The 25,691-nt window shown below is 66.4% G+C and carries 24 protein-coding genes and 1 tRNA gene; 11 read left to right on the top strand and 14 right to left on the bottom strand.

The window, feature by feature from the left end; all coding sequences use genetic code 11:
- The first annotated feature begins 39 nt into the window (after positions 1–39).
- Positions 40–870 carry an aldo/keto reductase gene (locus NDI76_RS05555; protein WP_425498328.1) on the top strand — a complete coding sequence of 277 codons (831 nt, stop codon included), beginning with the start codon at positions 40–42 and terminating at the stop codon, positions 868–870.
- 73 nt (positions 871–943) lie between these two features.
- Positions 944–1,141, top strand: a complete 198-nt coding sequence (locus NDI76_RS05550; RefSeq protein ID WP_310923014.1) for a DUF7333 family protein — start codon at positions 944–946, stop codon at positions 1,139–1,141.
- Between the two features lie 21 nt (positions 1,142–1,162).
- Here the strand turns inward: NDI76_RS05550 and NDI76_RS05545 are convergent, their stop codons facing one another.
- From NDI76_RS05545 to NDI76_RS05535, 3 genes are all read right to left on the bottom strand, one after another.
- Positions 1,163–2,281 (bottom strand): DUF373 family protein, encoded by a 1,119-nt coding sequence (locus tag NDI76_RS05545; RefSeq protein WP_310923013.1) that lies wholly within the window; start codon positions 2,279–2,281, stop codon positions 1,163–1,165.
- A 94-nt stretch (positions 2,282–2,375) separates the two neighbouring features.
- A complete protein-coding gene (locus tag NDI76_RS05540; protein ID WP_310923012.1) occupies positions 2,376–3,389 on the bottom strand; it encodes a DUF7972 family membrane protein in 1,014 nt (337 codons plus the stop codon).
- Positions 3,390–3,544: 155 nt separating this feature from the next.
- Positions 3,545–4,468 (bottom strand): coiled-coil protein, encoded by a 924-nt coding sequence (locus NDI76_RS05535; RefSeq protein WP_310923011.1) that lies wholly within the window; start codon positions 4,466–4,468, stop codon positions 3,545–3,547.
- A 385-nt stretch (positions 4,469–4,853) separates the two neighbouring features.
- Here NDI76_RS05535 and NDI76_RS05530 point away from each other — a divergent pair, with 385 nt between their 5' ends.
- Positions 4,854–5,285, top strand: a complete 432-nt coding sequence (locus NDI76_RS05530) for a DUF371 domain-containing protein (RefSeq protein ID WP_310923010.1) — start codon at positions 4,854–4,856, stop codon at positions 5,283–5,285.
- Between the two features lie 77 nt (positions 5,286–5,362).
- Positions 5,363–6,211, top strand: a complete 849-nt coding sequence (locus NDI76_RS05525; protein ID WP_310923009.1) for an endonuclease III domain-containing protein — start codon at positions 5,363–5,365, stop codon at positions 6,209–6,211.
- A 10-nt stretch (positions 6,212–6,221) separates the two neighbouring features.
- Here NDI76_RS05525 and NDI76_RS05520 read toward each other — a convergent pair whose 3' ends face one another.
- The 4 genes from NDI76_RS05520 to NDI76_RS05505 all read right to left on the bottom strand — a co-directional run bounded on the left by NDI76_RS05520 (position 6,222) and on the right by NDI76_RS05505 (position 10,438).
- The gene (locus NDI76_RS05520; RefSeq protein WP_310923008.1) at positions 6,222–7,403 is read right to left on the bottom strand and encodes an MFS transporter; all 1,182 of its coding nucleotides are present in this window, start codon (positions 7,401–7,403) and stop codon (positions 6,222–6,224) included.
- A gap of 117 nt (positions 7,404–7,520) precedes the next feature.
- Positions 7,521–8,000: a DUF7332 family protein gene (locus tag NDI76_RS05515; RefSeq protein WP_310923007.1), complete on the bottom strand. Its 480-nt coding sequence runs from the start codon at positions 7,998–8,000 to the stop codon at positions 7,521–7,523.
- A 63-nt stretch (positions 8,001–8,063) separates the two neighbouring features.
- Positions 8,064–8,459, bottom strand: coding sequence for a methylglyoxal synthase (locus tag NDI76_RS05510; RefSeq protein WP_310923006.1), 396 nt, complete (start codon positions 8,457–8,459; stop codon positions 8,064–8,066).
- A gap of 56 nt (positions 8,460–8,515) precedes the next feature.
- On the bottom strand, positions 8,516–10,438 hold the full coding sequence (locus NDI76_RS05505; protein WP_310923005.1) for a beta-CASP ribonuclease aCPSF1: 1,923 nt from the start codon (positions 10,436–10,438) through the stop codon (positions 8,516–8,518).
- Positions 10,439–10,708: 270 nt separating this feature from the next.
- Here NDI76_RS05505 and NDI76_RS05500 point away from each other — a divergent pair, with 270 nt between their 5' ends.
- Positions 10,709–11,191 carry a DUF7984 family protein gene (locus NDI76_RS05500; protein WP_310923004.1) on the top strand — a complete coding sequence of 161 codons (483 nt, stop codon included), beginning with the start codon at positions 10,709–10,711 and terminating at the stop codon, positions 11,189–11,191.
- On the opposite strand, the gene NDI76_RS05495 is transcribed toward NDI76_RS05500, so the two are convergent.
- Positions 11,188–11,853, bottom strand: coding sequence for an HTH domain-containing protein (locus tag NDI76_RS05495; protein WP_310923003.1), 666 nt, complete (start codon positions 11,851–11,853; stop codon positions 11,188–11,190). The two genes, NDI76_RS05500 and NDI76_RS05495, sit on opposite strands and share 4 nt — an antisense overlap.
- A gap of 204 nt (positions 11,854–12,057) precedes the next feature.
- On the opposite strand from NDI76_RS05495, the gene proS reads away from it, so the two are divergent.
- From proS to NDI76_RS05475, 4 genes are all read left to right on the top strand, one after another.
- Entirely contained in the window at positions 12,058–13,524 is a 1,467-nt protein-coding gene (proS, locus tag NDI76_RS05490) for a proline--tRNA ligase (RefSeq protein ID WP_310923002.1), read from the top strand.
- A gap of 181 nt (positions 13,525–13,705) precedes the next feature.
- Entirely contained in the window at positions 13,706–13,954 is a 249-nt protein-coding gene (locus tag NDI76_RS05485) for a hypothetical protein (protein ID WP_310923001.1), read from the top strand.
- Positions 13,955–14,142: 188 nt separating this feature from the next.
- The gene (gltB, locus tag NDI76_RS05480; RefSeq protein ID WP_310923000.1) at positions 14,143–18,681 is read left to right on the top strand and encodes a glutamate synthase large subunit; all 4,539 of its coding nucleotides are present in this window, start codon (positions 14,143–14,145) and stop codon (positions 18,679–18,681) included.
- 71 nt (positions 18,682–18,752) lie between these two features.
- Positions 18,753–19,751 carry an NAD-dependent epimerase/dehydratase family protein gene (locus NDI76_RS05475; protein ID WP_310922999.1) on the top strand — a complete coding sequence of 333 codons (999 nt, stop codon included), beginning with the start codon at positions 18,753–18,755 and terminating at the stop codon, positions 19,749–19,751.
- A gap of 71 nt (positions 19,752–19,822) precedes the next feature.
- On the opposite strand, the gene NDI76_RS05470 is transcribed toward NDI76_RS05475, so the two are convergent.
- Entirely contained in the window at positions 19,823–20,515 is a 693-nt protein-coding gene (locus tag NDI76_RS05470; protein WP_310922998.1) for an HD domain-containing protein, read from the bottom strand.
- 196 nt (positions 20,516–20,711) lie between these two features.
- Between NDI76_RS05470 and NDI76_RS05465 the strand changes: the two genes are divergently transcribed.
- Positions 20,712–21,440 (top strand): alanyl-tRNA editing protein, encoded by a 729-nt coding sequence (locus NDI76_RS05465; protein WP_310922997.1) that lies wholly within the window; start codon positions 20,712–20,714, stop codon positions 21,438–21,440.
- 26 nt (positions 21,441–21,466) lie between these two features.
- On the opposite strand, the gene NDI76_RS05460 is transcribed toward NDI76_RS05465, so the two are convergent.
- A complete protein-coding gene (locus NDI76_RS05460; protein WP_310922996.1) occupies positions 21,467–22,432 on the bottom strand; it encodes a diacylglycerol/lipid kinase family protein in 966 nt (321 codons plus the stop codon).
- A gap of 167 nt (positions 22,433–22,599) precedes the next feature.
- Here NDI76_RS05460 and NDI76_RS05455 point away from each other — a divergent pair, with 167 nt between their 5' ends.
- Positions 22,600–23,976, top strand: coding sequence for an APC family permease (locus NDI76_RS05455; protein ID WP_310922995.1), 1,377 nt, complete (start codon positions 22,600–22,602; stop codon positions 23,974–23,976).
- A gap of 152 nt (positions 23,977–24,128) precedes the next feature.
- Here the strand turns inward: NDI76_RS05455 and NDI76_RS05450 are convergent.
- The 4 genes from NDI76_RS05450 to NDI76_RS05435 all read right to left on the bottom strand — a co-directional run bounded on the left by NDI76_RS05450 (position 24,129) and on the right by NDI76_RS05435 (position 25,582).
- Positions 24,129–24,201, bottom strand: a tRNA-Gln gene (locus NDI76_RS05450).
- A 128-nt stretch (positions 24,202–24,329) separates the two neighbouring features.
- Positions 24,330–24,527, bottom strand: a complete 198-nt coding sequence (locus NDI76_RS05445; RefSeq protein WP_310922994.1) for a hypothetical protein — start codon at positions 24,525–24,527, stop codon at positions 24,330–24,332.
- Positions 24,528–24,615: 88 nt separating this feature from the next.
- Positions 24,616–25,056, bottom strand: a complete 441-nt coding sequence (locus NDI76_RS05440) for a metal-dependent transcriptional regulator (protein ID WP_310922993.1) — start codon at positions 25,054–25,056, stop codon at positions 24,616–24,618.
- A 28-nt stretch (positions 25,057–25,084) separates the two neighbouring features.
- Positions 25,085–25,582: a ferritin family protein gene (locus tag NDI76_RS05435; RefSeq protein WP_310922992.1), complete on the bottom strand. Its 498-nt coding sequence runs from the start codon at positions 25,580–25,582 to the stop codon at positions 25,085–25,087.
- Between the last annotated feature and the right edge of the window lie 109 nt (positions 25,583–25,691).

The following is a 25,691-nucleotide window of genomic DNA, read 5'->3' as shown; positions in this document are numbered from 1 at the left end:
ACAACGGCTTTTGGGCTGACAGCCCTCGTACGGAGTGCTATGTCTGAGCAGTCTCTCACCGAAACGGACGTGCCGCGAGCGAACGGGATGCCGATGCTCGGTCTCGGTACGTGGCAGAACGAGGACCCGGAAGACTGCGCGAAGGCGGTCGAGACGGCCCTGAACACGGGCTACCGTCACATCGACACCGCCCAAGCCTACGACAACGAAGAGCACGTCGGTGAGGGCATCGAGAACGCCGACGTGCCGCGGGAAGACGTCTTCCTCGCCACGAAGGTGTGGAAGGCGAACCTCGCGTACGACGACGTGCTCTCCTCGACGGAGGAGAGCCTCGAGAAACTCGGCGTCGACTCGGTGGACCTGCTGTACATCCACTGGCCGGCCGGCGAGTACGACCCCGAGGAGACGTTCCGCGCGCTGAACGAACTGTACGACGACGGGAAGATAGACCGCATCGGAATCAGCAACTTCGAACCGGAGAACATCGAAGAGGCCGTCGAGCATTCCGACGCGCCCATCTTCGCGAACCAGGTGGAACTGCACCCCCTCCTCCAACAGGAGGAGATCCGGTCGGCCTGCGAGGAACACGACATCGAAGTCGTCGCCTACTCCCCGCTGGCCCGCGGAAACGTGTTCGACGACGACGTCCTCGGCGAGATAGCCGACGACCACGGCGTCAGCGCGGCGCAGGTGTCGCTCGCGTGGCTCCGCGAGAAAGGCGTCACCGCCATCCCGAAGGCGACCGGCGAGGACCACATCCAGGACAACTGGGAGTCGCTGGGCGTCGAACTCGACGACGAGCAGATCGAGCGTATCGACGAGATGGACCGGAACGACCGGCAGGTCGACCCCGACTTCGCCCCCTGGTAGACGGACGCGACCGACGGCTATCGACGCTCGAACCGAGGAAACCGATTAGGGGACGGCGACCTTACGAGCGGCCATGGAGTTCAACGCAGCGGTGACGTACGGCGCGCTTGTCGGTCTCGTCGTCCTCGGGACCGTCGGACTGATCGCGATGGGCGCGATGGCGACCGGCACGATACTGATGATGGTCGCACCGTCGATGCTCGTCTTCGGCGCCGTCTGTCTCGTTCTCGGCATCAAACACGGCGAGTACCGCGCGCGCGGCGCCCGGTAGTCGCTCCCTCTTCTCGCGTTCTCACTGTTCGGCCGCCTCTTCGAGCGTCTCGCTCTCGCTCATCGTCGCCGCGGCCCGGACGCCGACGACGCTGACGACGATACCGCCGACGATGAACAGCGCAAGTCGCTGTCGCGCCGACAGCGACCACCCCAAGATGAGGGCGTCCCCGAGGATGTCCTGGCGCTGGAGGAACCACCCGGCGAAGCCGCGGACGACGAGTCCGAGGGCGACGACGCCGAACGGGAGGTTCATGTACTGCCGCCGCGCCCCGCCGGCGCCGATGAGTTCGTCGATGAGGCGACCGGCGCTGGCGGTGAGCGCCGCGAGCGCCAACCACGGGACGGCGTAGTAGACGAACAGCATCGCGGAGACAGGCGTCACGCCGGCGTCGCCGCCTGCCTGCTGGGTCGCCGAGAGCACGCCCAGAAACGAGCCGACGAGCATCAGACCGGCGCCGACGACGTAGGTGACGACGGACACCTGCCCGGAGTACAGCGCGTCGCGGACGCGGTCCGGCGACTCCGCGAGGAACTGATCGACCGCCAGTCCCTTGTACAGGAGCGCCGCGCCCAGCACCGACGCGAGGCCGGCCAGCGCGACGGCCGGGGAGAAGCGCGTGAGGAGCAGCGGCATCAAAAGCAAGGTGACGCCGAGGGGGACGAGCACCGTCGAGCGGAGTTCCTCGTCGGCGAGAAACTGCTTGAGGAGGTAGTACGTCGACTCGATATCGTGGGCCTGTCGGACGACCACCCGGTCGACCGAGTCCACGCGGAGTCGGCTCTCGATGACGGGGACGACCCGTTCGTCCCCAGCGCTGTCGACGACGACGATGGTCGAGTCGGGGTCGTACTCGGCGACGAGTTCGTCGACCTGCGCGGCCAGCGAGCGGTCGGCGCCGACCAGCGTCTCGCTGGCGCCGGAGACGACGGCGACGACAGACTCCTCGTGTTCGTCCCGCAGGTCGCGCGCCACGCGGAGGGCTTCGAGCAGACAGTTCACGTTCGAGTCCTCCGGGTCGGCGAGGCCCACCTCGGTGACGAGCGACCGGACGGCCTCCCAGCCGACGACCGGCGTGGGCAGGCCCGCCTTCCGTCCGATGTCGTTCGAACGGTCCACACAGAGGACGAGCGTGGTCACACCCGTGCGAACGCCTCTCGGGGTTAAAGTATGCTCGGTAGGCGGCCCGATAATCGTCCGACGACGCCGCGTCCGCGGCCGCTCGAAGGGCCGCTCAGAGGTTCAGCTCCTCCTCCTGCTCCGGCGTCGTGAACGGCGTGATGGCGATGGTCCGCTGAGAGACCACGGCGAGCCTGATGGCGTACGAGAACAGGACGGCCAGCGGCAGGAGACCGATGGCGGCGACGAGGGGCGCGACCACCGGCGGGAGCACGTTCGGGAGGTTCGGTCCGCTGGCGGTCAGCGTCAACAGCGTCGACACCAACACCAGTTCGGCGACGACGCCGGCGTAGAGCAGTACGCGCGAGATGTACGCCAGTTCCGTCTGGATGTACAGCGTCTTGAAGTACTGCCGCGCCACGTCCAACTGCTGCAGCGTCGAGACGATGTCGTCGACGTACTCCTCGGTCTCCTCGGAGAGCGCGTCCCGATGTTTCGATTTCAGCCGCCGCATCTGGTAGATTCGGTCGGCGTAGTTCGTCGTCAGGAGCGCCGAGAGCGTGTCGAACGTCCCCGACCCCGTTCCCTCGATGAGTCGGATGACCTCGTCGACGTGGTCGGTGATGCCGCTCACGAGTTCGTCGGTGTCCTCGCGGAGTTGGTCGTCGTCCGCCCGGGCGGTGAGTCCGCCGAGTCGCTGCAGGTCGCGCCGGATGCTCTCGAGCAGCAGTTTCAGGAAGTCCGAGGGGGTCACCGGCACCACGTCCACCTGGTCGGGGTCGAACGCGCGCTCTCGGAACTCGTTGACGTTCTGGATGTCCTCGCGGAGTTCGCCCGGCGAGTTCAGCTGTCGGGAGATGATGACCTGGTTGATGGAGATAACGAGCGTGACGAGCGTGAGGTTACCGCTGATGAGGCTGCTCAGGATGTACTGCATCGCCGTCTTGTTCTGGAGAGTCACGTAGCCGAAGGCCCAGAGGGCGTAGAAGACGACCAAGAAGACGACGAACAGGCCGACGCCGACGACGGGACGACTCCCGACGAGGAACACCCACCGGGTGGGGCTCTCGTGGAGGTCTAACAGCTCTTCGCGGACGGCCGTGAAGGCGGAGGAGATGTCGGAACTCATGCGGGATGGCGGGCGGACCGCGCGTCGCCCTCGTCCAGCCGTAGACTCGTCTCTAACTTACAACTGACGGCACAGTGAAATTATGCCGGCGTCGAGCTGTGGGACGCAGTCGCTCGCGGCGGCGAAAAACGGGAGAAGAGAGAGAACGGCGGCGCTTAGAGAAGCCCCGTCTTCTGGAGCTTCATCAGGTCCTCGGTGTCGAGAGTCTCGCCTTCCTTGAACTTCTGGTAGATTTCTTCGGCCTCCTCCTTGGCGGCCTCGCGCTTCTCTGCGCGCTGGGCGTCGCGCTCCTGCTCTTCCTCCTTGTCGAGTTCGCGGAGGCGCTTCTGAACGCGGACGAAGTCCTCGTGGTGACGGTCGGCGGACTCCTGGGCCTCGACGAAGAGTTCGTGCATCGCGTCGGCCTTGTCGCGGATGTCGTCGGCCTCCCGGTAGGCCTCGATCATCTGGTTGTGGTGCTCCTGAGCCTTGTCGGCCAGTTCGGTCACCTTCTGGTGGTGCTGAGACGCCTCCGAGCGGACCTCCTCGGCCTCCTCGATGAGCTCTTCGAGTTCGCCGCTGTCCTCGACTTTGTCCTTCTTCTGGCGGAGCTCCTCGCGCTTGTTCTCGATCTTCTCGATGAGCTCTCGCTCGTCCTCGGTCGAGAGAACCTCCGTCTGCTGACGGAACTCGAGCTGCTCGATCTCCTCTTTGAGCTCCTCGATGTCCTTGCCGTCGTCGAGCTCGAGGTCCTCTTTCATCTGCTCGACCTCGTCGAACAGCTCGTTGGCCTCGGCGTTGAGCTCGTTACGTTTGTTCTTGTGCTCTTGAACCTGCTCGTTGAGCTCGTCGCGCTGCTCGCGGTGCTCTTGAGCCTCGTCGACCTTCTCGCGGGTCTTCGCGTTCAGGTCGTCGCGCTTGGACGCGCGCTCGGAGGCCATCTGGTTCAGGTCGTTTCGTCGGTCTCGGAGTTGACCGGCGAGCTTGATGAGCTGCCCTTTCGAGTCGTCTTCGAGCTGCTCGTCGCTTAGGTCGACGTTTGCCGATTCGTCGAGCTCTTGTACATCGTACTCCGTGAGAACGTCTTGCTGTGTCACCATTCGTAATCAAACCTCGATACCATTACCACTCCGTGCGTGGCGGCTGCTCGTGAGGGTGCGACCGGCCGTGGATAAGAATTCCCGATCATTCTGCGTGCTGTGCCGCCGGAACGCCGGAGGCGTTCTGGTATTACCACCTTGTGCATGGCTACGTATAAAGACTTCGGTGGTCGTGGTCTGTGAAAACGGCTACCACGGGCCGTGTAGCGACCTGATATGCGTCCTGCGCATCCGTCTCGCCACTTATAAAGTGATTAATGGTAACGTGGAGCACGGAGAGGCAAATTCGGCGCCACCGTCTGCCGTTCGTCTGACGGCCGTCTGCCAGTTTTGCCCGCTTCGGACGAACCGAGGACGACTTACCGCCGGGCCGACACCGACCGGTATGTACGAAGAAATCGTCCGCGCGCGCGGGCACGAGAACGTCTCCGCCGAGCACGCGAGCACGTTCGAGGTCACCTCGGACGACTGGCTCACGCCGGCCGGCGACTGCATCCTCGCGGTGGAGGCCGACCGGGTCCCCGCGGACTTCTCGGCCGAGTTCGTCGAGGCCTGTCGGGACGCCGAGGCGACCATCGCGGCCACCGTCGAGGTGGAGACGGACGACGGCGAGACGCACCGGGAGCGAATCGAGGGACGCGGCCACCCGGACCTAACGTTCGAGGGCGACCGGAGCCACGTCGGCCGGACGAGCGACTACGCGGACGACCGCACGGTGCTGGTCGACGCCGCCGCCGCCGCCGCCGACTTCGACCGCGAGATGGTCGAGGCTCTCGCCGCCGGCGGCGAGGTGACGCTCACGCTCCGCGTGGAGTAGTCGACTCCCTCGGCGGCGACGACCGTCGACTCACCGCTTTCCGACCGTTTTTCGACGCGGCGGCCCTCCCCCCCGCTATGCCCGAAGAACCCGCGAACAACATCAGCGGCGGCGTCGGCGCTTCGGCGGAGTTCGACCCCGAGACGGCGGAGACGCACGCCGAGGCCGTCGTCGACGAACTGGGCGAGATGTACTGGCAGAAGGCCTACGGCGGACAGGACGCCTTCGAGTGTCTGGTCCGAACCATCCTCAGCCAGAACACCAGCGACGCGGCGAGTCAACCGGCGCACGATTCGCTGGTGGAGCGGTATGCGGGAAGCGAGGCGCGGAGCGCCTCGGAGACGCGAACGGGGAGCGAAGCGACCCGTGAGCGCAGTGACCTCGCGGAGTCGCTGGCGAACGCCGAGCAGTCCGAACTCGTCGAGACCATCTCTTCTGCGGGGTTGTACAACCAGAAATCGGAGATGATCGTCGGCGCCGCGGAGCGAATCTGCGAGGAGTTCGGCGGCGCCGACGGCTTCGACGCGTTCGTGAAGGACGAAGACCCCGCCGAGGTCAGGGAGCGACTGCTCGACATCCACGGCGTCGGTCCGAAGACGGCCGACTGCGTGCTCCTGTTTTCGGGCGGCCGCGGCGGCGTCTTCCCCGTCGACACGCACGTCCACCGCATCGCCCGTCGGATGGGTCTCGCACCCGCCGACGCCGACCACGAGGAGGTGCGAGAACACCTCGAACGCGACGTTCCCGCCGAGAAGTGCGGCTTCGGGCACACCGCGATGATACAGTTCGGCCGGGAGTACTGCAAAGCGCGAAAGCCGGCGTGCCTCGACGGCCCGGAGGCGTGTCCGGTGTACGACCTGTGCGACCGCGTGGGCGTCGACGAGGTGGCGGAATCGGTGGTCGACCCGGCGGACGCCGCCGACTGACCGCGCGGGCCTACCTCGTCGCCGCGAGGAGGGCGGCGCCGAACGCGAACGCACCGACACCGCCGAACAGGAAGAGCGGACGGTAGCCGGTTCGTAGGCCGATTCCGGCGAAGAGGAGCGGACCGAGGGCGCGCCCGAGGAACGTCGCGCTCCCCCGGAAACTCAGCGCCCCCGCCCGGAACTGCGCCGGGACGAGGTCGCTGACCCCGGCGTCGATGGACGGTAGCGTCAGTCCCCACCCTCCGCCGAAGCCGACCATCGCAGCGGTGAGAAAGAGAGGCGTCGGAGCGACCCACGCGCCGACGAGTCCGGCGGCGGCGACGACGAACCCGACGGCGATGATCCGCTCGTCGGAGAATCGTGCGGCGAGGCGCCCGTTCTGCGTCGCCGTCACCATCGACGCCACCTCGCTGACGGTCACGACGAGGCCGATGCGGAGCGGCGAAAGGCCGTACGTACCCGCGAGGAGGAACGGGAGTCCGGTGAACATCGCACCGAACAGCAGGAGTTCGATGACGAGCGCCGACCCGTACAGCACCGCCGCGTCCTTCGCCGAGAGCGCGGTGACGACGCGGCGGAGGTAGGCGAGGCTTCGCGTCCGGCGTTCCAGCAGCGGTTCATCGAGGACGCGTGCCGCGAAGAACGCCACCGGGAGACCGAGGAGGTACAGCGCGAACGGGGCGTTCCACGCGACGACCACCAGCGCACCGCCCACGAGCGGGTACACGGCGGCGCCCGCGGAGAGGACGGCCGCGTTGATGCCGAGGACCGCGTTTCGCCGGACGCCCTCGAAGGAGTCGCCGATGAGCGAGATGGTCGTGACGATGATTCCGGCCAGCGCGGCCCCCTGAGCGAGTCTGAGCGCGACGACGGACCAGAAGGCGGGGCGGAGCGTGACGGCCGCCCCCGTGACGCTCCAGACGAGGAGGCTGGCGACGAGCACCCGCCGCCGACCGAGGCGGTCCGCGAGGAGGCCCGCCACGGGCGAGAGGACCACCCCCGGAATCAGCACCGCCGAGAGCAGGAGGCTCGCCTCCGCGTCGGTGACGCCGAACGCTCGCCGGTAGACCGGCAATCCGGGGCTGATGAGCGTGACGCTGAACGGCGCCAGCAGCGTGCTCGACAGGACGGCCTGAACGGTGCGGGAACGCCACGGAACGGACAGTTCGTCGGAAATCAGGTTTGTAGTCACTGGAGTACCTCGGGGACGAAACGGACGTCCCCGGGTTTGGAACATCGGTACAAAAAGGGTTCCGCCCGTCGAGTCGGCCGGCGACGCGGACGAACGAACGTCGGTCTCTCGGCGGCGCTACTCCCCGCACCCGCGCGACTCGACGCCCGTCACCGGCGACTCGTCGGACTCGTAGCCCGGACTGTCGACCATCCCGACGAACATCGGCAACTCGAACGTGTAGTCGAACAGAATCGCGAACCGCGAGAACGGGTCCGAGAGGAAGTCGCCGAGGGTGCCGACGCCGTCGAAGACGACGCCCGTGCGGAGTTCGATTATCGTCGCGTTCAGCGCCGACCCGCGTGCTTCCATGCCGAGAGCGCCTTCGTCGCCGAGGTTCGTGAACAGCGAGGTGTGGACGGTCACCGCGATTCCCGGCCCCTCGGTCCCGATGTCCAGGTCGTGCCCGCCGGGCGGGAAGCACCGCAGTTCGCCCGATTCGTCGCCGACCGTCGGGTCGGCCGCGGAACCGGTCTGCGCGGCCGCCGGCGCCGCCGTCGCGGCCGCGAGGACGGCCACGAGGAGGACGGCGAACAGCGCACGCGAGATATGTAGCATACAATTACTGTCTCCTCTATCGGACTTGAACGTTCGGCCTGAGTATCAGCACGGAGAGTCGGTCTACTCGCGGTGGTCGAACTCTCCCTCCAGTTGGTCCATGAGTTCGTCGAGGACGGCGTCGGCGCTGGCGAGGTTGGTCGCGAGGGGGACGTCGTGGACGTCGCAGATGCGGAGCAGCGCCGTGATGTCCGGTTCGTGCGGTTGGGCGGTGAGCGGGTCGCGCAGGAAGATGACGCCGTGGCAGTCCTCGCTGGCTATCTCGGCGCCGATCTGCATGTCGCCGCCGAGCGGCCCCGACTGCTTGCGTTCGATGTCGAGGCCCGTCGCCTCGATGAGGCGCTTGCCGGTCGTCCCCGTCGCCATCAACTCGAAGTGGTCGAGGTCGTCGCTGCGGTTCTGCGCGAAGTCGATGAGGTCCGGTTTCTTCTCGTCGTGTGCGATGAGTGCGAGACGCATGTCTTCCGGTGGGCGGGGGAGCGGCAAGAAGGTGGTAGTCTGCGGGCGGGTCGTCGCTACTTGAACCGGAACGTCTCGAGGTTCTTCGGCGCGAACGTCCGCATATTGTAGTTGTGGTACAGCGCCGAGGAGAGGTCCTGCACGGAGCGCTCGTCGCCGTGGACGCACAGCACCTTCTCGGGGCGCGGATTCATCGTCTTCACGAAGTTCTCAAGCCCCGCGCGGTCGGCGTGCCCGGAGAAGCCGTCAACCGTCTCGACATCCATCTTCAGCGTGAGCGTGTTCGAGCGTCCCATGTTGTCCCGGTCGTTGACCGGAATCTCGTCCCAGCCGTTCTGGATACGGCGCCCGAGCGTTCCCTGCGCCTGGTAGCCGACGAAGACGAGGCGGGAGTCCGGGTCGGGGCCGACGTGGCGGAGCCACGACATGATGGGGCCGCCGGTGACCATCCCGGAGGTCGAGAGCACGATGGCCGGACCGCCGTCGGTCACCTCCTGTCGCTCCTCCTCGCCGCCGTCAATGTGGTTGAACTCCTCGGCGAGGAACGGGTTCTCGTCCTCGTGGAAGATTCTGTCTCGGAGGTCGTCGCGGAGGTACTCGGGGTAGGTGGTGTGGATGGCCGTCGCCTCCCAGATCATCCCGTCGAGGTGGACGGGCATGCTCGGAATCTTCCCCGAGCGCATCGCCTCCTCCAAGACGAGCATGATCTCTTGGGAGCGACCGACGGCGAACGCCGGGATGAGCACCTTCCCGCCCTGGTCGTGCGTCTTGTTGATGACGTCGATGAGTTTCTGCTCGGAGTCCGCTTGGTCGGTCTGGTAATCGTTCCGGCCGCCGTAGGTGGATTCGAGGACGAGCGTCTCCACGCGCGGGAAGTCGTTGACCGCGCCGTTGAACAGGCGCGTGTCCTCGTAGTGGATGTCGCCGGAGAAGGCGACGTTGTAGAGGCCGTCGCCGATGTGGAAGTGCGACACCGCCGAGCCGAGGATGTGCCCCGCGTTGTGGAAGGTGAGCTTCACGTCCGGCGCGATGTCGGTCACGTCGCCGTATTCGAGCGGGATGCAGTGTTTGAGCGCCTCGCGAACCATCTCGGACTCGTACGGCGGCGTGCGGCCCTCCTTGGCGGCCACGTCGAGGTAATCGAGCGTGAGCAGCCCCATCAGGTCGCGCGTCGGTTCGGTCGTATAGATGGGTCCGTCGTAGCCGTACTTGAACAACAGGGGGACGAGCGCCGAGTGGTCGAGGTGGGCGTGCGTGAGGACGACGGCGTCCAGCGAGTTCGCGCCGGACCCGAGCGCCTCGGGTACTTGGAGGTACGGCACGTCGTCCGACCCCGGCTTGTCGCCGCAGTCGATGAGGATGCGCGTCTCCGGCGTCGAGAGGATAAAGGAGGCGCGTCCGACCTCCCGGCAGCACCCGAGCGTGGAGATGCGGACCCACTCGTCGTCCGAGAGCTGCTGGCGGTGGATCTGTCGGCCGACCCGTTCGAGAATCTGCCGTCGCTCGTCGCGTTCCTGCTTCAGGAAGTTACGGACGTTCGAGACGGTGGAGGACTCGATGGGCGGGGTGCGGACGACTTCGGGCGTCCAACCCACCTGCTGAGTTATCTTCCGGAGCGTCGAACCGTGGCGGCCGATGACCATGCCCGGCTTCGACGCCTCGATGACGACTTCGCCGGTGTCCTCGTGGAAATCGAGGTCGGTGACGCCCGCGTCCTCCGGGATGACTTCGAGGACCTGCTCCTCCGCGTCGCGCGGGGGCGAGAGCACCTCGGGGGCCGGGCGCACGGTGATGCGCTTCCGGAGTTTGCTGGCGAGCTTTCGGATGAGGTCGCCGTTCTGTGCGAACTCCTTCGGGTCGCGCGTGTAGACGACGAGTTCCGGGCCTTCGTACTTGACGTCGGAGACGGAGATGTCCGAAGGAAGTTCGTTCGTTATCTCTGCTTTCAGTTCCTCGAGCTGCTTATCTACTGAACTCATAAGTGAGTACCACTCGTCCGTGTCGTGACGGACGGCATCAGGGTCGGGTCACTGCCTCGGGGTGTCTCGAACGACGAGGCGGCAACTACGGCCGCGCGGTCGCAAGGGATGTAATCGTGAGAGAGCATAGGCAACGTCTGCGTTCGGATCGCTATCTTCTGCTATCCTGTCTGCGGGAAGAGGCAGGGAAAACCCGCTTACTCGGACGTATTCCCTCCTCCGTATAAAACTCTTCGCAAAGTCGAAGCGTTTCGGCTCCCTGGAGGGGGTATGAAGCTCACTCCCGAGTCCGTCGCCGAGGAGGCCCGCTGGGTCCGAGACCGCTCGTCCGTCGTCGTTCCGCTGTTGAACGAGACGCGCACAGCGTTGGGCGACCTGTTCGAGACGGAGGTGGCGACGGTGTCCGAAGAGCGGTATCGAGAGGAGGTCGAAACCGTGTTCGCCGACGGGGAAGTGGCCGTCAACGTCGCGGGCTACGTCGGACTCCTGCGGGGATTGGACGTCGAAGGCGACTACCCCGGCTTCGTCGTCGACGAGGTGCTCGGGCGGGAACTGGCCGCGGCCGTCGCAGGCGGACAGCCGCTGTCGCTGCTCGCGCAGGCGACGTTTCACTTCGCGGACACGCGGACGCACACCGGCGGCGCCGCCGGCGCGGACGACTTGGACGCCGCCCTCGCCGCCGGGTTCCAGACGCGCCTGCCGGGGTGGGAGTGGCGCGACCGGTCGAGTCCGTTCGCCGTCTCGTTCGATTAGGACCGGACCCGTTCGCGTTCACGTTCACGTTCGTGCGACCGGGACCGGGTCCGATTCCGACGGTCCCGTTCTCGTCCCCGTTCCCGGTCCCGCGTCCGGTCGGAGGCGCGGTCGGCGGACGTCGAGGCAGACGGCGACTCGGAGACCGACTCCGACCGCTCGCGCTCCGCCAGGCTCTCCAGCCGGTCGGTGAGACAGCCGGTGTGCTCGTCGGCGAACGTCACGTTCCGCACCACGCCGTTCTCGAACTCGACGAGCACGGCGCGCGGAACGCGGTGCAGTTCGACGGCGGGTCCGAGTCGCCCGCGACCGGCGGACCCGGCCCCGGCCGCGGCCGCGGACTCCTCGCGGCGCCGCCACGTCCACTCGCGGAGTCGGGCGAGGCGGTCTCTGGTCTCTCTCGCGGTGTCGTCCCGAACGAACCCGCCCGAGACGTCCACGTACCGGTCCCACGTTTCGACGGCCGCCGCGTCGACGTCGCCGCGGTCGGCGAGTCGTCGGAGGCGCTCTGCGATTCGGTCGAACTCGCTGTCGCCCCCGGTCCGCGTCGCCTCGCACCACAACTCGACGCGAATCTCTTCCCGGTCGGTGTCCGCCGACCCGTTCGTTCCGGAGTCCATCCCTCCGCTCCGCGCCGGCCCGTTCGTGCCGTGTGTTAGCATGGTCTTCACCCATACTGTCCTACGTCGGCCGACGGTTTGTAGCTACCTCTTCCTCTCGTCGGCCGGGACTCTCAGCGGCGGCGACCACTCGGGAGCGCCGAACGTTCGGCGTCGGGCGGGCGACGACGGGCGTCCACCCGTCGAACACGGGACGACTCCGACGCTTCAGGACATTTAAGACCGCAGTCGGGTGAAATAGCGGTAATGAGCGACGAGCAGGAACTCGGTATCACCGAGTCCAAGCAGTACAACACGGGCGAGTGGTACGCGGAGGTCGTCCAGAAGGCCGAGTTGGCCAACTACGGACCCGAGGGGATGAGCGGCTTCATCGTCACGCGTCCGCGCGCCTACGCCCTCTGGGAGCGCGTGCAGGATTACCTCGACACCGAGTTCAAGGCGACGGGGGTACAGAACGCGTACTTCCCAATGCTCATCCCCGAGCAGTACCTCGAACGGGAGAAGGACGTCGTCGAGGGGTTCGACCCCGAGGTGGCGTGGGTCACCCACGCCGGCCGCGAGGAGTTGGAGGAGCGACTGGCCGTCCGGCCCACCTCCGAGTCCATCATCGCCCCCTACATGGCCCAGTGGGTCCGGAGCCACCGCGACCTGCCCCTGCGCGTGAACCAGTGGACCTCCGTCGTCCGCTGGGAGGCCACGGAGACGAAGCCGTTCTTCCGGACGAAGGAGTTCCTCTGGCAGGAGGGTCACACCGCGCACGCGACCGACGAGAGCGCGTGGGACGAGACGTTGATGCGCCTCGACCAGTACGCCGCGATGTACGAGGACCTCCTCGCCATCCCGGTCCTCCGGGGCGCCAAGCCCGAGCACGACAAGTTCCCCGGGGCGAAGAAGACGACGACCGTCGAGGCCCTGATGCCCGACGGCAAGTCCGTGCAGGCTGGCACCTCCCACCACCTCGGCACGTCGTTCGCCGAGGCGTTCGACATCACGTACACCGACGAGGGCGAGGACAGTCAGGTCGCACACACCACCTCGTGGGGCCTCTCCTGGCGCGCACTCGGCGCACTCATCATGACCCACTCTGACGACCAGGGCCTCGTCCTGCCGCCGACCGTCGCCCCCGAACAGGTCGTCGTGGTTCCCATCTGGCAGGCCGACACGCAGGAGAACGTGCTCGACTACGCCGAGTCGGTCGCCGACGAGTTGGAGGACGCCGGCGTCCGCGTCGAACTCGACGACCGCGACGAGCGCAACCCCGGCTTCAAGTTCAACGAGTGGGAACTGAAGGGAGTTCCCGTCCGCTTCGAGATCGGTCCGAACGAGGTGGACGACGAAGTCGTGACGGTCGTCCACCGCCCCGACGGCGAGTCCAAGGAGGTCCCCCGCGAGGACATCGCCGAGACGGTGCGGGAGGAGTTCGACGAGGTGTACGCGAAACTGTACGCCGCCGCGGAGGAGAACCTAGAAGAGAACGTCCGCGAGGCGGACTCGCGCGCGGACATCCTCGGCACCATCGGTCAGCACGGCGGCTACGTGAAGGCGCCGTGGTGCGGCGACGAGGACTGCGAGACGGAGATCAAAGACCAGTTGGCGGCCGAAATCGTGATGGTCCCCCTCCGCGACGAAGCGGCGGAGATCCACGCCGGCGAGGAGTGCGCTGTCTGCGGCGAGGGCGCCGAGGAGACGGCGTACTTCGCGAAGTCGTACTGAACGCGCGCGAACAGGCGGATTTCACTTCGCCGTCCCCTCGGTCGTGGCGCCGATGGTGTGTCACTAATCTCGAATGTATGCCGGAGGTCGGATTCGGCCTTCCTCGAATTACCCACGGGGACGAATTAGGTGGTTCCCCGGCCAATAATTCCTTACGAACTCCGCTAAAAATTAGAACGCAATGGCACGAACTAACTTCACGGACGACGACCGGAACAAAGACGTCGTAACGGCGGACGGAACGCGTGTCGGCACCGTGCACGACGTGAACGACGGCCGCGCCACGGTCGACCGCGACAACGACAGCGACGGTCTCACGGACAAACTGAAGGACATGCTCGGTTGGGACGACGACGACTCCAACGAACTCCGCGACGAACACGTCGACTCCTACGACGACGACCGCATCCGACTCCGACGACGCGTCTAAATCCGAACCGAGAGACCGTCCGACCCCGCCTTTTTCGAGTTTCCTCCATCCGCCCCAGCGCAGCGAATACGCGCCATCGCCCGTACCTTATACAAAGACCGTTTACAATAATATCTCCTAATATGTGATTAACATACCCTTATGCTTTCAGGAAAACTCGTTTAAACGGAGGACCGAAAGTGAGACACATGACCAAGCCACATAGAGACACCCCTGCGAAATCGGCCGGGTTAGCGGACCCGACCGACGAGCGTTCGAACTGTGGGGTCGGAGCCGTAATCGACCTCGACGGTGGAGCGAGTCACGAGACCGTCGCCGACGGATTGGAACTTCTCATCAACCTCGAACACCGGGGCACCACCGGTGCCGAGGAGGACACGGGCGACGGGGCGGGCATCATGATACAGCGTCCCGACGAGTTCTTCGACGCCGTCGTCGACGCCGAGTTGCCCGAAGAGTACGCCGTCGGTTCCGTCTTCATGCCGGGTGAGGACGCCGAACGGGAGACGCTGGTCGAGGTGTTCGAGCGAGAACTGGGCGCACACGGACTGGAGGTGCTCCACTGGCGGGACGTCCCCACCGACAACTCCGACCTCGGTCAGACCGCCGTGGACTCCGAACCCGACGTCTGGCAGGCGTTCGTCGCCCCCGGCGACGAGATGGACGCCGACGCGTTCGACCGAGCGCTGTACGTCGGGCGCCGCGCCGTCGAGAACGCCGTCGAGAACCTCGACTCGGCCGGCGCGGGCCGGTTCTACGTCTGCTCGCTGTCGCGGAAGACGCTCGTCTACAAGGGTCTGCTCAAGGGCGACCAACTCGCCAGCTACTACCCGGACCTGACCGACGAGCGCATGAAGACGACGCTGACGCTCGTCCACGAGCGGTTCTCGACGAACACGCTCGGCGCGTGGCATCTCGCGCACCCGTACCGCAACGTCGTCCACAACGGCGAGATAAACACCATCCGGGGCAACGTCAACTGGATGCGCGCGCGGGAGACGGACATCGAACACCCCGCCTTCGGCGACGACTTGGAGGAGATCAAACCGGTGACGAGGGCGGACCAGTCCGACACCGCCTCCGTCGACAACGTCGTGGAACTACTGCTCCGCGGCGGCCGCGAACTCCCGCACGTCCTGCGGATGCTCATCCCCGAGGCGTACCACGGCGACGACTCGATGGCGCCGGAGCGACGGGAGTGGTACGACTACCACGCCTCCCTGGTCGAACCGTGGGACGGCCCCGCCCTGGTGGCCGCCACCGACGGCGACCGAGTCGCCGCCGTTCTCGACCGCAACGGCCTCCGACCGTGCCGCTACGACGTGACCACCGACAACCGCCTCGTCATGGCCTCCGAGGTGGGGGCGCTCGACACCGACCCCTCCGAGATTCGCGAACGCGGCCGGCTCCAACCCGGCCAACTGTTCGTCGCCGACCCCGAGGAGGGCCGCGTCATCCCCGACGAGGAGGTGTTCGACTCGCTGACCGACGGGAAGTACGGCGAGTGGGTCGAGTCCGAGCAGCGCCGGATGGACGAACTGGCCGACGCCGACGACTACGCGCCGCAGGGCCGCGTCGACGACCTGCGCGCCCGACAGGCCGCCTTCGGCTACACGACCGACCAGTTGAACCACCTCATCGAACCGATGGCGCGCGACGGGAAGGACCCGGTCGGGTCGATGGGCGACGACACGCCCCTGTCGGTCCTCTCGGACTTCGACCGACCGCTGTTCACCTACTTCAAGCAACTGTTCGCGCAGGTGACGAACCCTCCCTTAGACTACATCCGCGAGGAACTCGTCACCTCCTTGGAGTCGCGCCTCGGCGGCCAGCGCAACCTCCTCGACGAGACGCCCGAGCACGCGCGACAACTGGTCCTCGACTCGCCCATCGTCTCCGACGCTGAGACGGCGGCCATCAAGGACCTCGACGGCGGGATGTCCTCGACGGTCGTGGACATCACCTTCGGGACCGACACGTCGCTCCGCGAGGCGGTCGAACGCGTCCGCGACGACGCGAAGAGCGCCATCGCCGACGGCGCCGACGTCGTCGTGCTCTCGGACCGGAACCTCGGTCCGGACCGCGCCGCCGTCCCGAGTCTGCTCGCGACGGGCGCGGTCCACCACAGCCTCGTCCGCAACGGCATGCGGAACCACGCCGGCCTCGTCGTCGAGTCCGGCGAACCGAGCGAGGTTCACCACATGGCCACGCTCATCGGCTACGGCGCGGGCGCGGTGAACCCCTACCTCGCCTACCAGACCATCGGCGACATCGTCGCCGGCCCCGACGGCGCCGACGAGGAGGCGTCCATCGCCGCCTACACGAAGGCGCTCGAGGACGGCGTGCTGAAGACGATGGCGAAGATGGGCATCTCCACCGTCGCCTCCTACCAGGGCGCGCAGATATTCGAGGCGGTCGGCCTCGACTCGAACTTCGTCGCGGAGTACTTCGAGGGCACCGAAATCCGGACCGAGGGCATCGGCATCGACGTCATCGAGCAGGACCTCATGACCCGCCACGCCGTCGCCTACGGCGCGGACCCGGAACTCCAACACCAAGGGGAGTTCGAGCACCGCTCGAACGGCATCCACCACCAGTGGAACCCGAAGACGGTCGGGACGCTCCAGCAGGCGGTCCGCTCGGGCAACTACGAGAAGTACCAGGAGTTCGCCGACCTCGTCAACGACCAGACGAAGGAGCTTCAGACCCTCCGCGGACTGCTCGAGTTCGACCCCGACCCCGACCGCGAGTCGGTACCCGTCGAAGAGGTCGAACCCGTCGAGGAGATAGTACAACGCTTCTCGACGGCGGCGATGTCGCTCGGGAGCCTCTCGCCGGAGGCCCACGAGAACAACTCCGTCGCCATGAACCGCATCGGCGGGAAGTCCAACTCCGGCGAGGGCGGCGAACCGCCGGAGCGTTTCGGTACGGAGAAAGAGTGCAACGTGAAGCAGGTGGCCTCGGGCCGCTTCGGCGTCACGAGCCAGTATCTCTCCTCGGCGGACGAGATACAGATCAAGATGGCGCAGGGCTCGAAGCCCGGCGAGGGCGGTCACCTGCCCGGCAAGAAGGTCAACGAGATGATCGCGCACGTCCGCTTCGCGACGCCGGGCGTCGGCCTCATCTCGCCGCCGCCGCTGCACGACATCTACTCCATCGAGGACCTCAAACAGCTCATCCACGACCTGAAGGCCGCCAACCCGGACGCCGACGTCAACGTCAAACTCGTCTCGGACGCCGGCATCGGCACCATCGCCGCGGGCGTGGCGAAGGCGAACGCCGACGTGGTCCACATCTCCGGCCACGACGGCGGCACCGGCGCCTCGCCGAAGACCTCGATCAAGAACGCCGGTCTGCCGTGGGAACTCGGTCTCGCGGAGGCCAACCAGATGCTCCGCGCGACGGACCTGCGCTCGCGCATCCGCGTCACCGCCGACGGCGGGATGAAGACGGGCCGCGACATCGCCGTCGCCGCCCTGCTTGGCGCCGAGGAGTACGTGTTCGGGACGGCGTCGCTCGTCACCTCGGGTTGCGTGATGGCCCGCCAGTGCCACGAGAACACCTGTCCGGTCGGCGTCGCAACCCAGCGGGAGGACCTCCGCAAGCGCTTCCCCGGTCAGCCCGACCACGTCATCAACTACATGACGTTCATGGCGCAGGAGTTCCGCGAGATAATGGCCGAACTCGGCTTCACCTCGGTCGACGAGATGATCGGTCGCCCGTCGCTGCTCCGCCAGCGAGAGACCGACCACGAGAAGGCCAAGCACCTCGACCTCTCCTCCGTCCTCGCCGAACCTGCTTCGGGGGCGCGCTACAAGACGGAGTCGCAGGCGCACTCCGACGTGGCCGACCAGATAGACCACGAACTTATCAAGCAGGCCGAACCGGCCCTCGAAGACGGCAAACCGGTCCAGATTCGCCGCGAACTGTCGAACGTGGACCGCGCCGTCGGCGCGATGCTGTCGAACGAGATATCCGACCGCTACGGCGGCGAGGGACTGGCGGACGACACCATCCAGTGTGAGTTCTCCGGCGTCGCCGGCCAGTCGTTCGGCGCGTTCCTCGCCAGCGGCGTGACGATGCGCCTCTCGGGGGCCTCGAACGACTACGTCGGCAAGGGGCTCTCGGGCGGGAAAATCGTCGTCACGACGCCCGAAACGGCCGCCTACGAGGCCGACGAGAACGTCCTCATCGGCAACGTCGCCTTCTACGGGGCGACGCAGGGCGAGGCCTACATCAACGGCGTCGCCGGCGAGCGCTTCTGCGTCCGCAACTCGGGCGTGAAGACGGTCGTCGAGGGTGTCGGTGACCACGGCTGTGAGTACATGACCGGTGGCGTCGTCGCCGTCCTCGGCGACACGGGCCGGAACTTCGCCGCGGGGATGTCCGGCGGCGTCGCGTACGTGTACGACCCCGACGAGGAGTTCGAGGCGAAGGCGAACACCGGGATGGTGTCGCTCTCCGAGGACCTCGACGACTCCGACGAGGCGATGCTGCGTCGCCTCGTCGAGAACCACGCCGAGTACACCGACTCCGAGCGCGCGGCCGGCATGCTCGACGAGTGGGCAAGCGTCGTCGACGACTTCGTGAAGGTGATGCCCGACGCCTACGCGGGCATCATCGACGAACGCGAGGACGCCGACGTGCGCCGCGAACTGCCCGAATCGGCGTCGACCGCTTCGGCGTCCGGCGACTCCGGCACCGTGGCGCAGACCAGCGACGACTGAGCCGACTCGATATCCGGTAGCGCACACCGGCTTCTCACACACTTTTGACGGCGGGCCGCCGAGTCGGGAGCATGACCGACACCGACACGGCACTCGTCGTCGGCGGGACGCGCTTCATCGGCCGCCACGTCGTCGAGGACCTGCTGGAACACGGGTACGACGTCGCCATCTTCAACCGCGGGAACCACGAGAACCCTTTCGAGGAGGACGACCGGGTGACGCGCGTGGAAGGCGACCGGACCGACGACACGGACCTGAAGACCGCGAAGCTCTCGGTCAAGCCGGACGTCGTCATCGACTGCGTGGCGTACTACCCCGCCGACGTGGAGGCCGCGGTGGAGATATTCTCGGACGTGGACGCCTACGTCTACGTCTCCAGCGGCGCGGCGTACGGACGCGAGGAGATTCCGAAGCGGGAGGGCGAGACGCCGCTGTGCGAGTGCACGCCCGAACAGGCTGAGGACGACGCAGACGAGACGTACGGTCCGCGCAAGGCCGAGGGCGACCGAATCGTCTTCGAGGCGGCGACCGAGGGGGTGAACGCGATGGCCGTCCGCCCGTGCATCGTCTACGGCCCGCACGACTACACCGAGCGGTTGGACTACTGGATTGACCGAGTGGAGCAGTACGACCGAATCGTCGTCCCCGGCGACGGGACGAACCTCTGGCACCGCGTGTACGTCGAGGACGTCGCCAGCGCCCTCCGGGTCGTCGCCGAACGCGGCACGCCCGGCGAGGCGTACAACGTCGGCGACCGGCGACTCGCCACCCTGGAAGAAACGGTCGACCTGATAGCCGAGGCGGCCGAGGAATCCGTCGACGTCGTCCACGCCGGCGAGCGTGAACTCGCGGCCGCCGGACTCTCCCTCGACGACTTCGTCTTCTACCGGGAGTACCCGCACGTCATGGACACGAACAAGCTCTCGGACCTCGGCTGGGAGTCGACGCCGCCGGACGAGGCGATGGCCGCGGCGGTGGACGACTACCGCGAGTCCGACCGCGACGGCGCGGAGTGGGACCCCGGCCGCGACGCCGAGGCGTCGGTGCTGGAGATTCTGGACACGCTATAAGCGTAGAGCGGTCGCTGCAACGGCGTTGCGACCGGGGTGGTCGGCGGCCGGGCGACCCGAGACGGCGGCGCTCAGGCCTCGCCGAACTCGTCGTGCTCCATGCCGGGAACCTCCTCTTCGAGCCACTCGCGGAACCACTTCACGCGTTTGAGACGCTGGTAGGCGATGCTCTCGGCGGCGTCGCTCTCGACCCGGTCGGTCGCCGCGCGGCCCCGTTCGAGGACGCGTTCGACCATCTCGGAGGCGTCCATGTGCGTCCGGGCCTCATAGCCCATCCGGAGGAGCATCAGCACGGTGCCGTTGGCGCCGACCTTGTCGAGGATGTCCGCCTCGATGAGACACCGCGTCTCTAAGGTCACGTCCGCGAGCGAGCCCTGATAGGAGTGGTCCTCGACGACCTGGCACACCTGTTCGACGAACGATTGGGGGAACTCGCCGTGCGTCGCGAGGTACTCGCGGGCGACGCGCGCGCCCTCCTCGGCGTGTTCTTCCTGGTCGGCCTCGAGTTTCGCGATGTCGTGGAACAGCGCGGCGACGCGGACGACGTCCTCGTCGGCGCCCTCCCGTTCGGCTATTTTCGAGGCCAACTCGACGACGTTGAGGATGTGATTGAACCGGTATTCGGCGCTGTGCCACGGGTACCACCGCATCCGGCCGCCGTCTTCCTCGTTCTCGACGCTGGCGGAGAGGTAGTCGCTGACGAACCGCTTCATCGTCTCGAACTCGGCGTCGGAGACGGGCGACTCCTTTATCTCAACGCCCACGGCGCCACCCCCGTTGGAGCGACGAGCGGGGCGTTCGAACGTTCGCGTTCGTATTCATTACTCGAATCAATGGTTGTTCGGCTCTTAGGCGTTACGACGGGCGAGAATCAGCGTCCCCCGGGGCGAGGCGCAGGAAATCGACCGACTTGGAACCGAAGCGACTCTTATCGTTCGCGTCCGTACGTCGCGGTATCAGATGACAAGCGAACCGCTCTACTTGGAAGAGACGACGCGCCGGACCTTCGAGGCGACGGTCGAGTCCGTCGCCGGCGACAGGGCCGTCCTCGACCGGACCTGCTTTTACCCCACCGGCGGCGGCCAACCGCACGACATCGGCCGACTCCGGGATGACACGGGCCGCGAGTGGCGCGTCGCGGACGTGACGAAGACGGACGAAATCCTTCACGCGCTCGACGGCGACCCGCCGGACCCGGGTACCGCCATCGTCGGCGAAATAGACTGGGAGCGACGACACGCGCACATGCGGTACCACACGGCACAGCACCTCCTCTCGGCGGTCCTCCTCGAAATCTACGACGCGGAGACGACGGGCAACCAACTGTACGACGACCACGCGCACCTCGACTGCGCCTACGAGCGCTTCGAGCGGTCGGACCTCGACCGCATCGAGGCGCGCGTGAACGAACTGGTCGCCGACGCGCGACCGGTGCGGTGGTACTCACTCGACCGCGAGACGGCCGAGGCGTCACTGGACCCCGCGCGCACGCGCATCCACCTGCTCCCGGACGCTATCACGGAGGTTCGCATCGTGGAGATACTGGGTGTGGACGGCGAGGAACCGTTCGACCGGACCGCCTGCGCCGGGACACACATCGCAAACACCGGAGAGGTCGGACGAGTGGACGTGACGGGGCGTCGGACGCAGGGGGCGAGCGAGGAGCGAGTCGAGTTCGTCCTGCGCTGAACGTCGGCGGTCACAGTGACGGGGCGTCAGGAGTAGAACGGCGAGGGGTCGTAGTCGGGGCCGACGCAGACCCGGAGCGACCGCGGGTGGGTGTACAGGATGAGTTCGCTGTCGGAGTGGGGTTCGCCGTCGAGGCTGAAGTCGATGGTCTCCTCGTCCGCCGTGCTGATTTGGAGTTGACTCGCCCGCACGTGAAACACGTTCTCCGTCTCCTCGCCGAGCACGCGTTGCGTGAGCGCTTCGGCGACCATCTCCGTCGTCGGCATCTGCTCGATGATGACGACTTCGAGGTGGCCGTCCTCGACGTTCGCCTGCCCGCCCTCCTTGGCGAACCGACGGATGTTCCCGACGAGGACGCAGACTGCCTCGCCGGACCACCGCGTCTCCTCGCCCTGCGAGACGGCGGTCAGGTCGACCTGCAGACCGTCGAACGTCGCCATCTCCTGGAGGCCGGCGACGACGAACGCCATCGAACCGAACCGCTCTTTCAGTTCGTCCGAGGTGGCGATGCTCGCGTCCGCGAGGAGGCCGGCGATGCAGGACATCGCGAACAGTTCGCCGTCGGCGACGCCGAGGTCGATTCGCCGCCGCGCCCCCGTCTCGACCACGTCGAACCCCTGTTCGACGCTCCGGATGTCGAGGTTGTTCGCCACGATGTTCTCGGTTCCGACGGGGAGAGGAACGACGGTTATCCGGTCGAGGGCGTCCTCGTCGTGGAGGCCGTTCACGACTTCGTGGAGGGTGCCGTCCCCGCCGGCGACGGCGAGGAGGGTGACGTCGCCCGCCGCCGCGCGCCGCGCGAGTTCGGCGGCGTGCCCCTCGCGGTCGGTCTCCTCGACCCGGTAGCCGCGTTCGGCCGCGAGTTCCCGCACTTGCTCGGCGTGGTCGGCCGTCCCGCTCACCGGGTTGAGGATAATCCACCGCTCCCGGTCCGTCTGCGGCATCGCGCCGGCGACGGGTTCGTCGACCCCCGTCTCCGTCGTATGTTTCATGCGTACTCCTCGTCGTTCAGGCTTAACAAACTGTTCGCTCGAACGAAGGACGGGGAGACGGCGTTCGGTGCCGGTGGACCGATTCCTCGTGTTTGATTCACAAACTTCGGCGTTAATTCCGCTCTCGGCTAAAAGGCTGAAAAGTCTGCAAACGCAATCGAGGATACATGTCTACAGAGAACCAAACGGGCGATCCCGCCGGGAACCAAGGGGGGGACCTCGGTCTCACGGGGGCCGTGTCGATGGCCCTCGGCGGGATGATCGGTGGCGGCATCTACGCCGTCCTCGGCGTCGTCGTGAACATCTCCGGGCAACTCGCGTGGCTCTCGTTCGTGTTGGCCGGTCTCGTCGCACTGTGCGCCGGCTACTCGTACATCAAACTGAACCAACTGAGCGACCCCGAAGGGGCGTCGCCGACGTACCTCGAGTGGTTCGCCGACAGTTCCACGCTCGCCGGGATGGCGGGGTGGACGCTCCTGTTCGGGTACGTCGGGTCGATGGCGATGTACGCCTACGCCTTCGGGAGCTACTTCGTCGACATCATCAGTATCGACCAACTGTTCGGACTGCCGATGCGACCCCTGCTATCGCTGGCTATCATCGGAATCTTCGTCGCGCTCAACCTCGTCGGCGTCGAGGAGTCCGGTTGGGTCGAAATCGTTCTGGTCGTCGTCAAGATAGCCGTCCTCGTCGGCTTCGTCGGCTTCGGACTCTGGTTCGGGTCCGGCAACGGCGGCATCCAGACCGGTCTCGGGTCGATCGAAGGGATTACCTTCGAACCCATCATGGCCGCCGCGATGTCGTTCGTCGCGTTCCAGGGCTGGCAACTCCTGATGTACTCGCAGGCGACCATCAAGGACCACAGCGACACCAACCCCACCGCCATCTACATCTCGATTCCGACGGCGGTGCTCATCTACATCGGCGTCGCCATCGTCACCACCAGCATCGTCGGCGTCTCTCTGGTCTCTCAGCACCCCGAAGTCGCGCTGGCGACGGCCGCCTCCCAGTTCGGCGGGAGTTGGGGCCACCTCATCATCTCGCTGTCGGCGCTGTTCTCCACGGCCAGCGCCATCAACGCGACGCTGTTCACCAGCGCGCAGTTCTCCGACCGACTCATCGAGAACGACCTGCTGCCCACCCGCCTCGACACCGAGACGCCCGACGAGTTCGAGGAGGGGGCGCTCCCGAAGCGCATCATCCTCCTGCTCGGCGTGCTGACCGCCGCGTTCACCGTCGTCGGGAGCCTCGAAGGCATCACGTCGTTCGCGTCGCTGACGTTCATCGTCGTCTTCGGCGGGATGAGCTACCTCGCGCTCACCCAACGCGACCACGAGGACGTCTCCGCGATTCCGCCCGCCATCGGACTCGTTGGGACCGTCGTCTTCCTGCCGCTGATGATGATCAACCTGTTTAACACCCAGCGCACGGTGTTCTACACCGTCGTGGCAATCAGCCTCGTCGTCACGCTGGTCGAACTCGCCTACTTCCGGACGGACATCCTCGAAGAACGGACGGAACGGGACGTCTCGAGAAGCGACTGAGCGGCCGCACCCCTTTCTTCGACTTTTTTTGTAGTCGAACGACCCGTTCGGATAGCGTCCTCTCGGGCGGATACCGAACTGGGGTCGCGACGCTCCACGCCGCTCTCCGATTCGCGTCGCGACTGCCACTGCTCGCCGACGCTCGCAAAAAGTAGTCCCGGGCGGATTCGAACCGCCGTCAATGGCTCCAAAGGCCATTATGATTGGCCACTACACCACGGGACTCTTCGCTTCGCTCGCCCCGTATCGCTCGCGATTCCGAGGGAACCGCTCACCACCACGGGACTACAGTCGCTACTCGTCGTGCGAGCTTTGAAAAGCCATCGGGTTCGACCCGCCGTCGTCCGCCGGTGTCAGCCCGCGTCGACGCTGACACTCGGGGAGCGCTCGACGGAGAAGCCGCCGCACTCGGGGCAGACGTGGTACTGGACGTCGTAGGCGGTCCCGCATCCGCGACAGACGTACGGGAACTCGGGACTCCCCGTCACCTCCGTCCGACCGCCGGGTCCCACGCCCGCGAGTCGGAGGAGGCGTCCGATCGTTCCTACCATACCGGCGTCTCTCGCGGGAACCGTCTTAACGCTTCGTCATCGTTCCCGGATTAGGCCGCGCGTATCCGGGTAATCCGTCCGATAGAGTTTAGTCGGCCGGGCGTTCTTCGACTTCGGCCACTTCGAGGTAACAGCAGGCGTCGGTCTCGGGGTCGAAGCAGTCGGGGCACTCGTCGTTGCGGTCGATGATGGTGTCGAGTCGCTCGGCGACGATGTCGTCGATGACGGGTTCGAGTTCGCGCGCCTCCCCGCGGAACTCTTCGACGTCGAGGACGTTCGCGAGGAACCGCTCGATGATGCAGTAGGTCTTGAGCGCGTCGCGCGCGCGCACGATACCTTCGTCGGTGAGGCGGACGCCCTTGTACTTCTCGTGTTCGGCGAGCCCGCGCTCTTCGAGTTTGCCGATCATCTCGTTCGCGCTCGCCGGACTCACGTCGAGCATGTCCGCGAGAGCGCCGGTCGCTGCCGGGCCGTCTTCCATCTCCTGTAGGAGGTAAATTGCCTTTACGTACTGGTCTGCGGTGTTCATCGATGTCCTCCGCGTCGCTGCGTTCGGCTCATTCGCGCGTCTCCATGATTCGGGTCACTGATTCGACGCCTTCGGCCTCCTCCTCTCGAATCTCGGTGAGCAGGCGGACGAGATGCTCCCTGTCGACGCTGAACTCCGCCTCGCTGGCCTCGATGGCGTCGATGAGGTCGTCGTAGAACTTGTAGGCCGTCTCCTCGTTGCACAGTTGGTCGTAGAGGACGCCGTCGAAGTCTTCCGGTTTGGTGCTGCCGTACTGCGCCTCCACGAGCGTCTCGATGTCCTCGAAGGGGATGCTCTCGGCGTCGAGGTCCGCGATGATTCCCTCCAAGCGGTCGCGGTGCTCCGCGGACTCCTCGGCGGCGTGTTCGAGCAGTTCCTCTATCTCCTCGTCGAGTTCGCGCTCGTCGTCCGCGAGCGATTGGTAGTGGTGGTGCGCCCGCGCCTCGACCACTTCCTCTAAGACGATGCCGATCTGGAGGAGACGGGCGAGTTGGTGGTCTGAGGTGACGCGGCGACCGACGCTCATACCGTCACCTCGGGCGCGTGCGATACTCTGACGTTCATACGCGTTCGTGGGTTGTGACCAACTTAAGCGGTTCCCTCCGGTCCTCGCGGCTCGGACGGGTGGTCTTCGG

It is taken from the genome of Halogeometricum sp. S1BR25-6 (assembly GCF_031624495.1).
Lineage (GTDB): Archaea > Halobacteriota > Halobacteria > Halobacteriales > Haloferacaceae > Halogeometricum > Halogeometricum salsisoli.
This window is presented reverse-complemented; position numbering and strand designations above follow the sequence as displayed.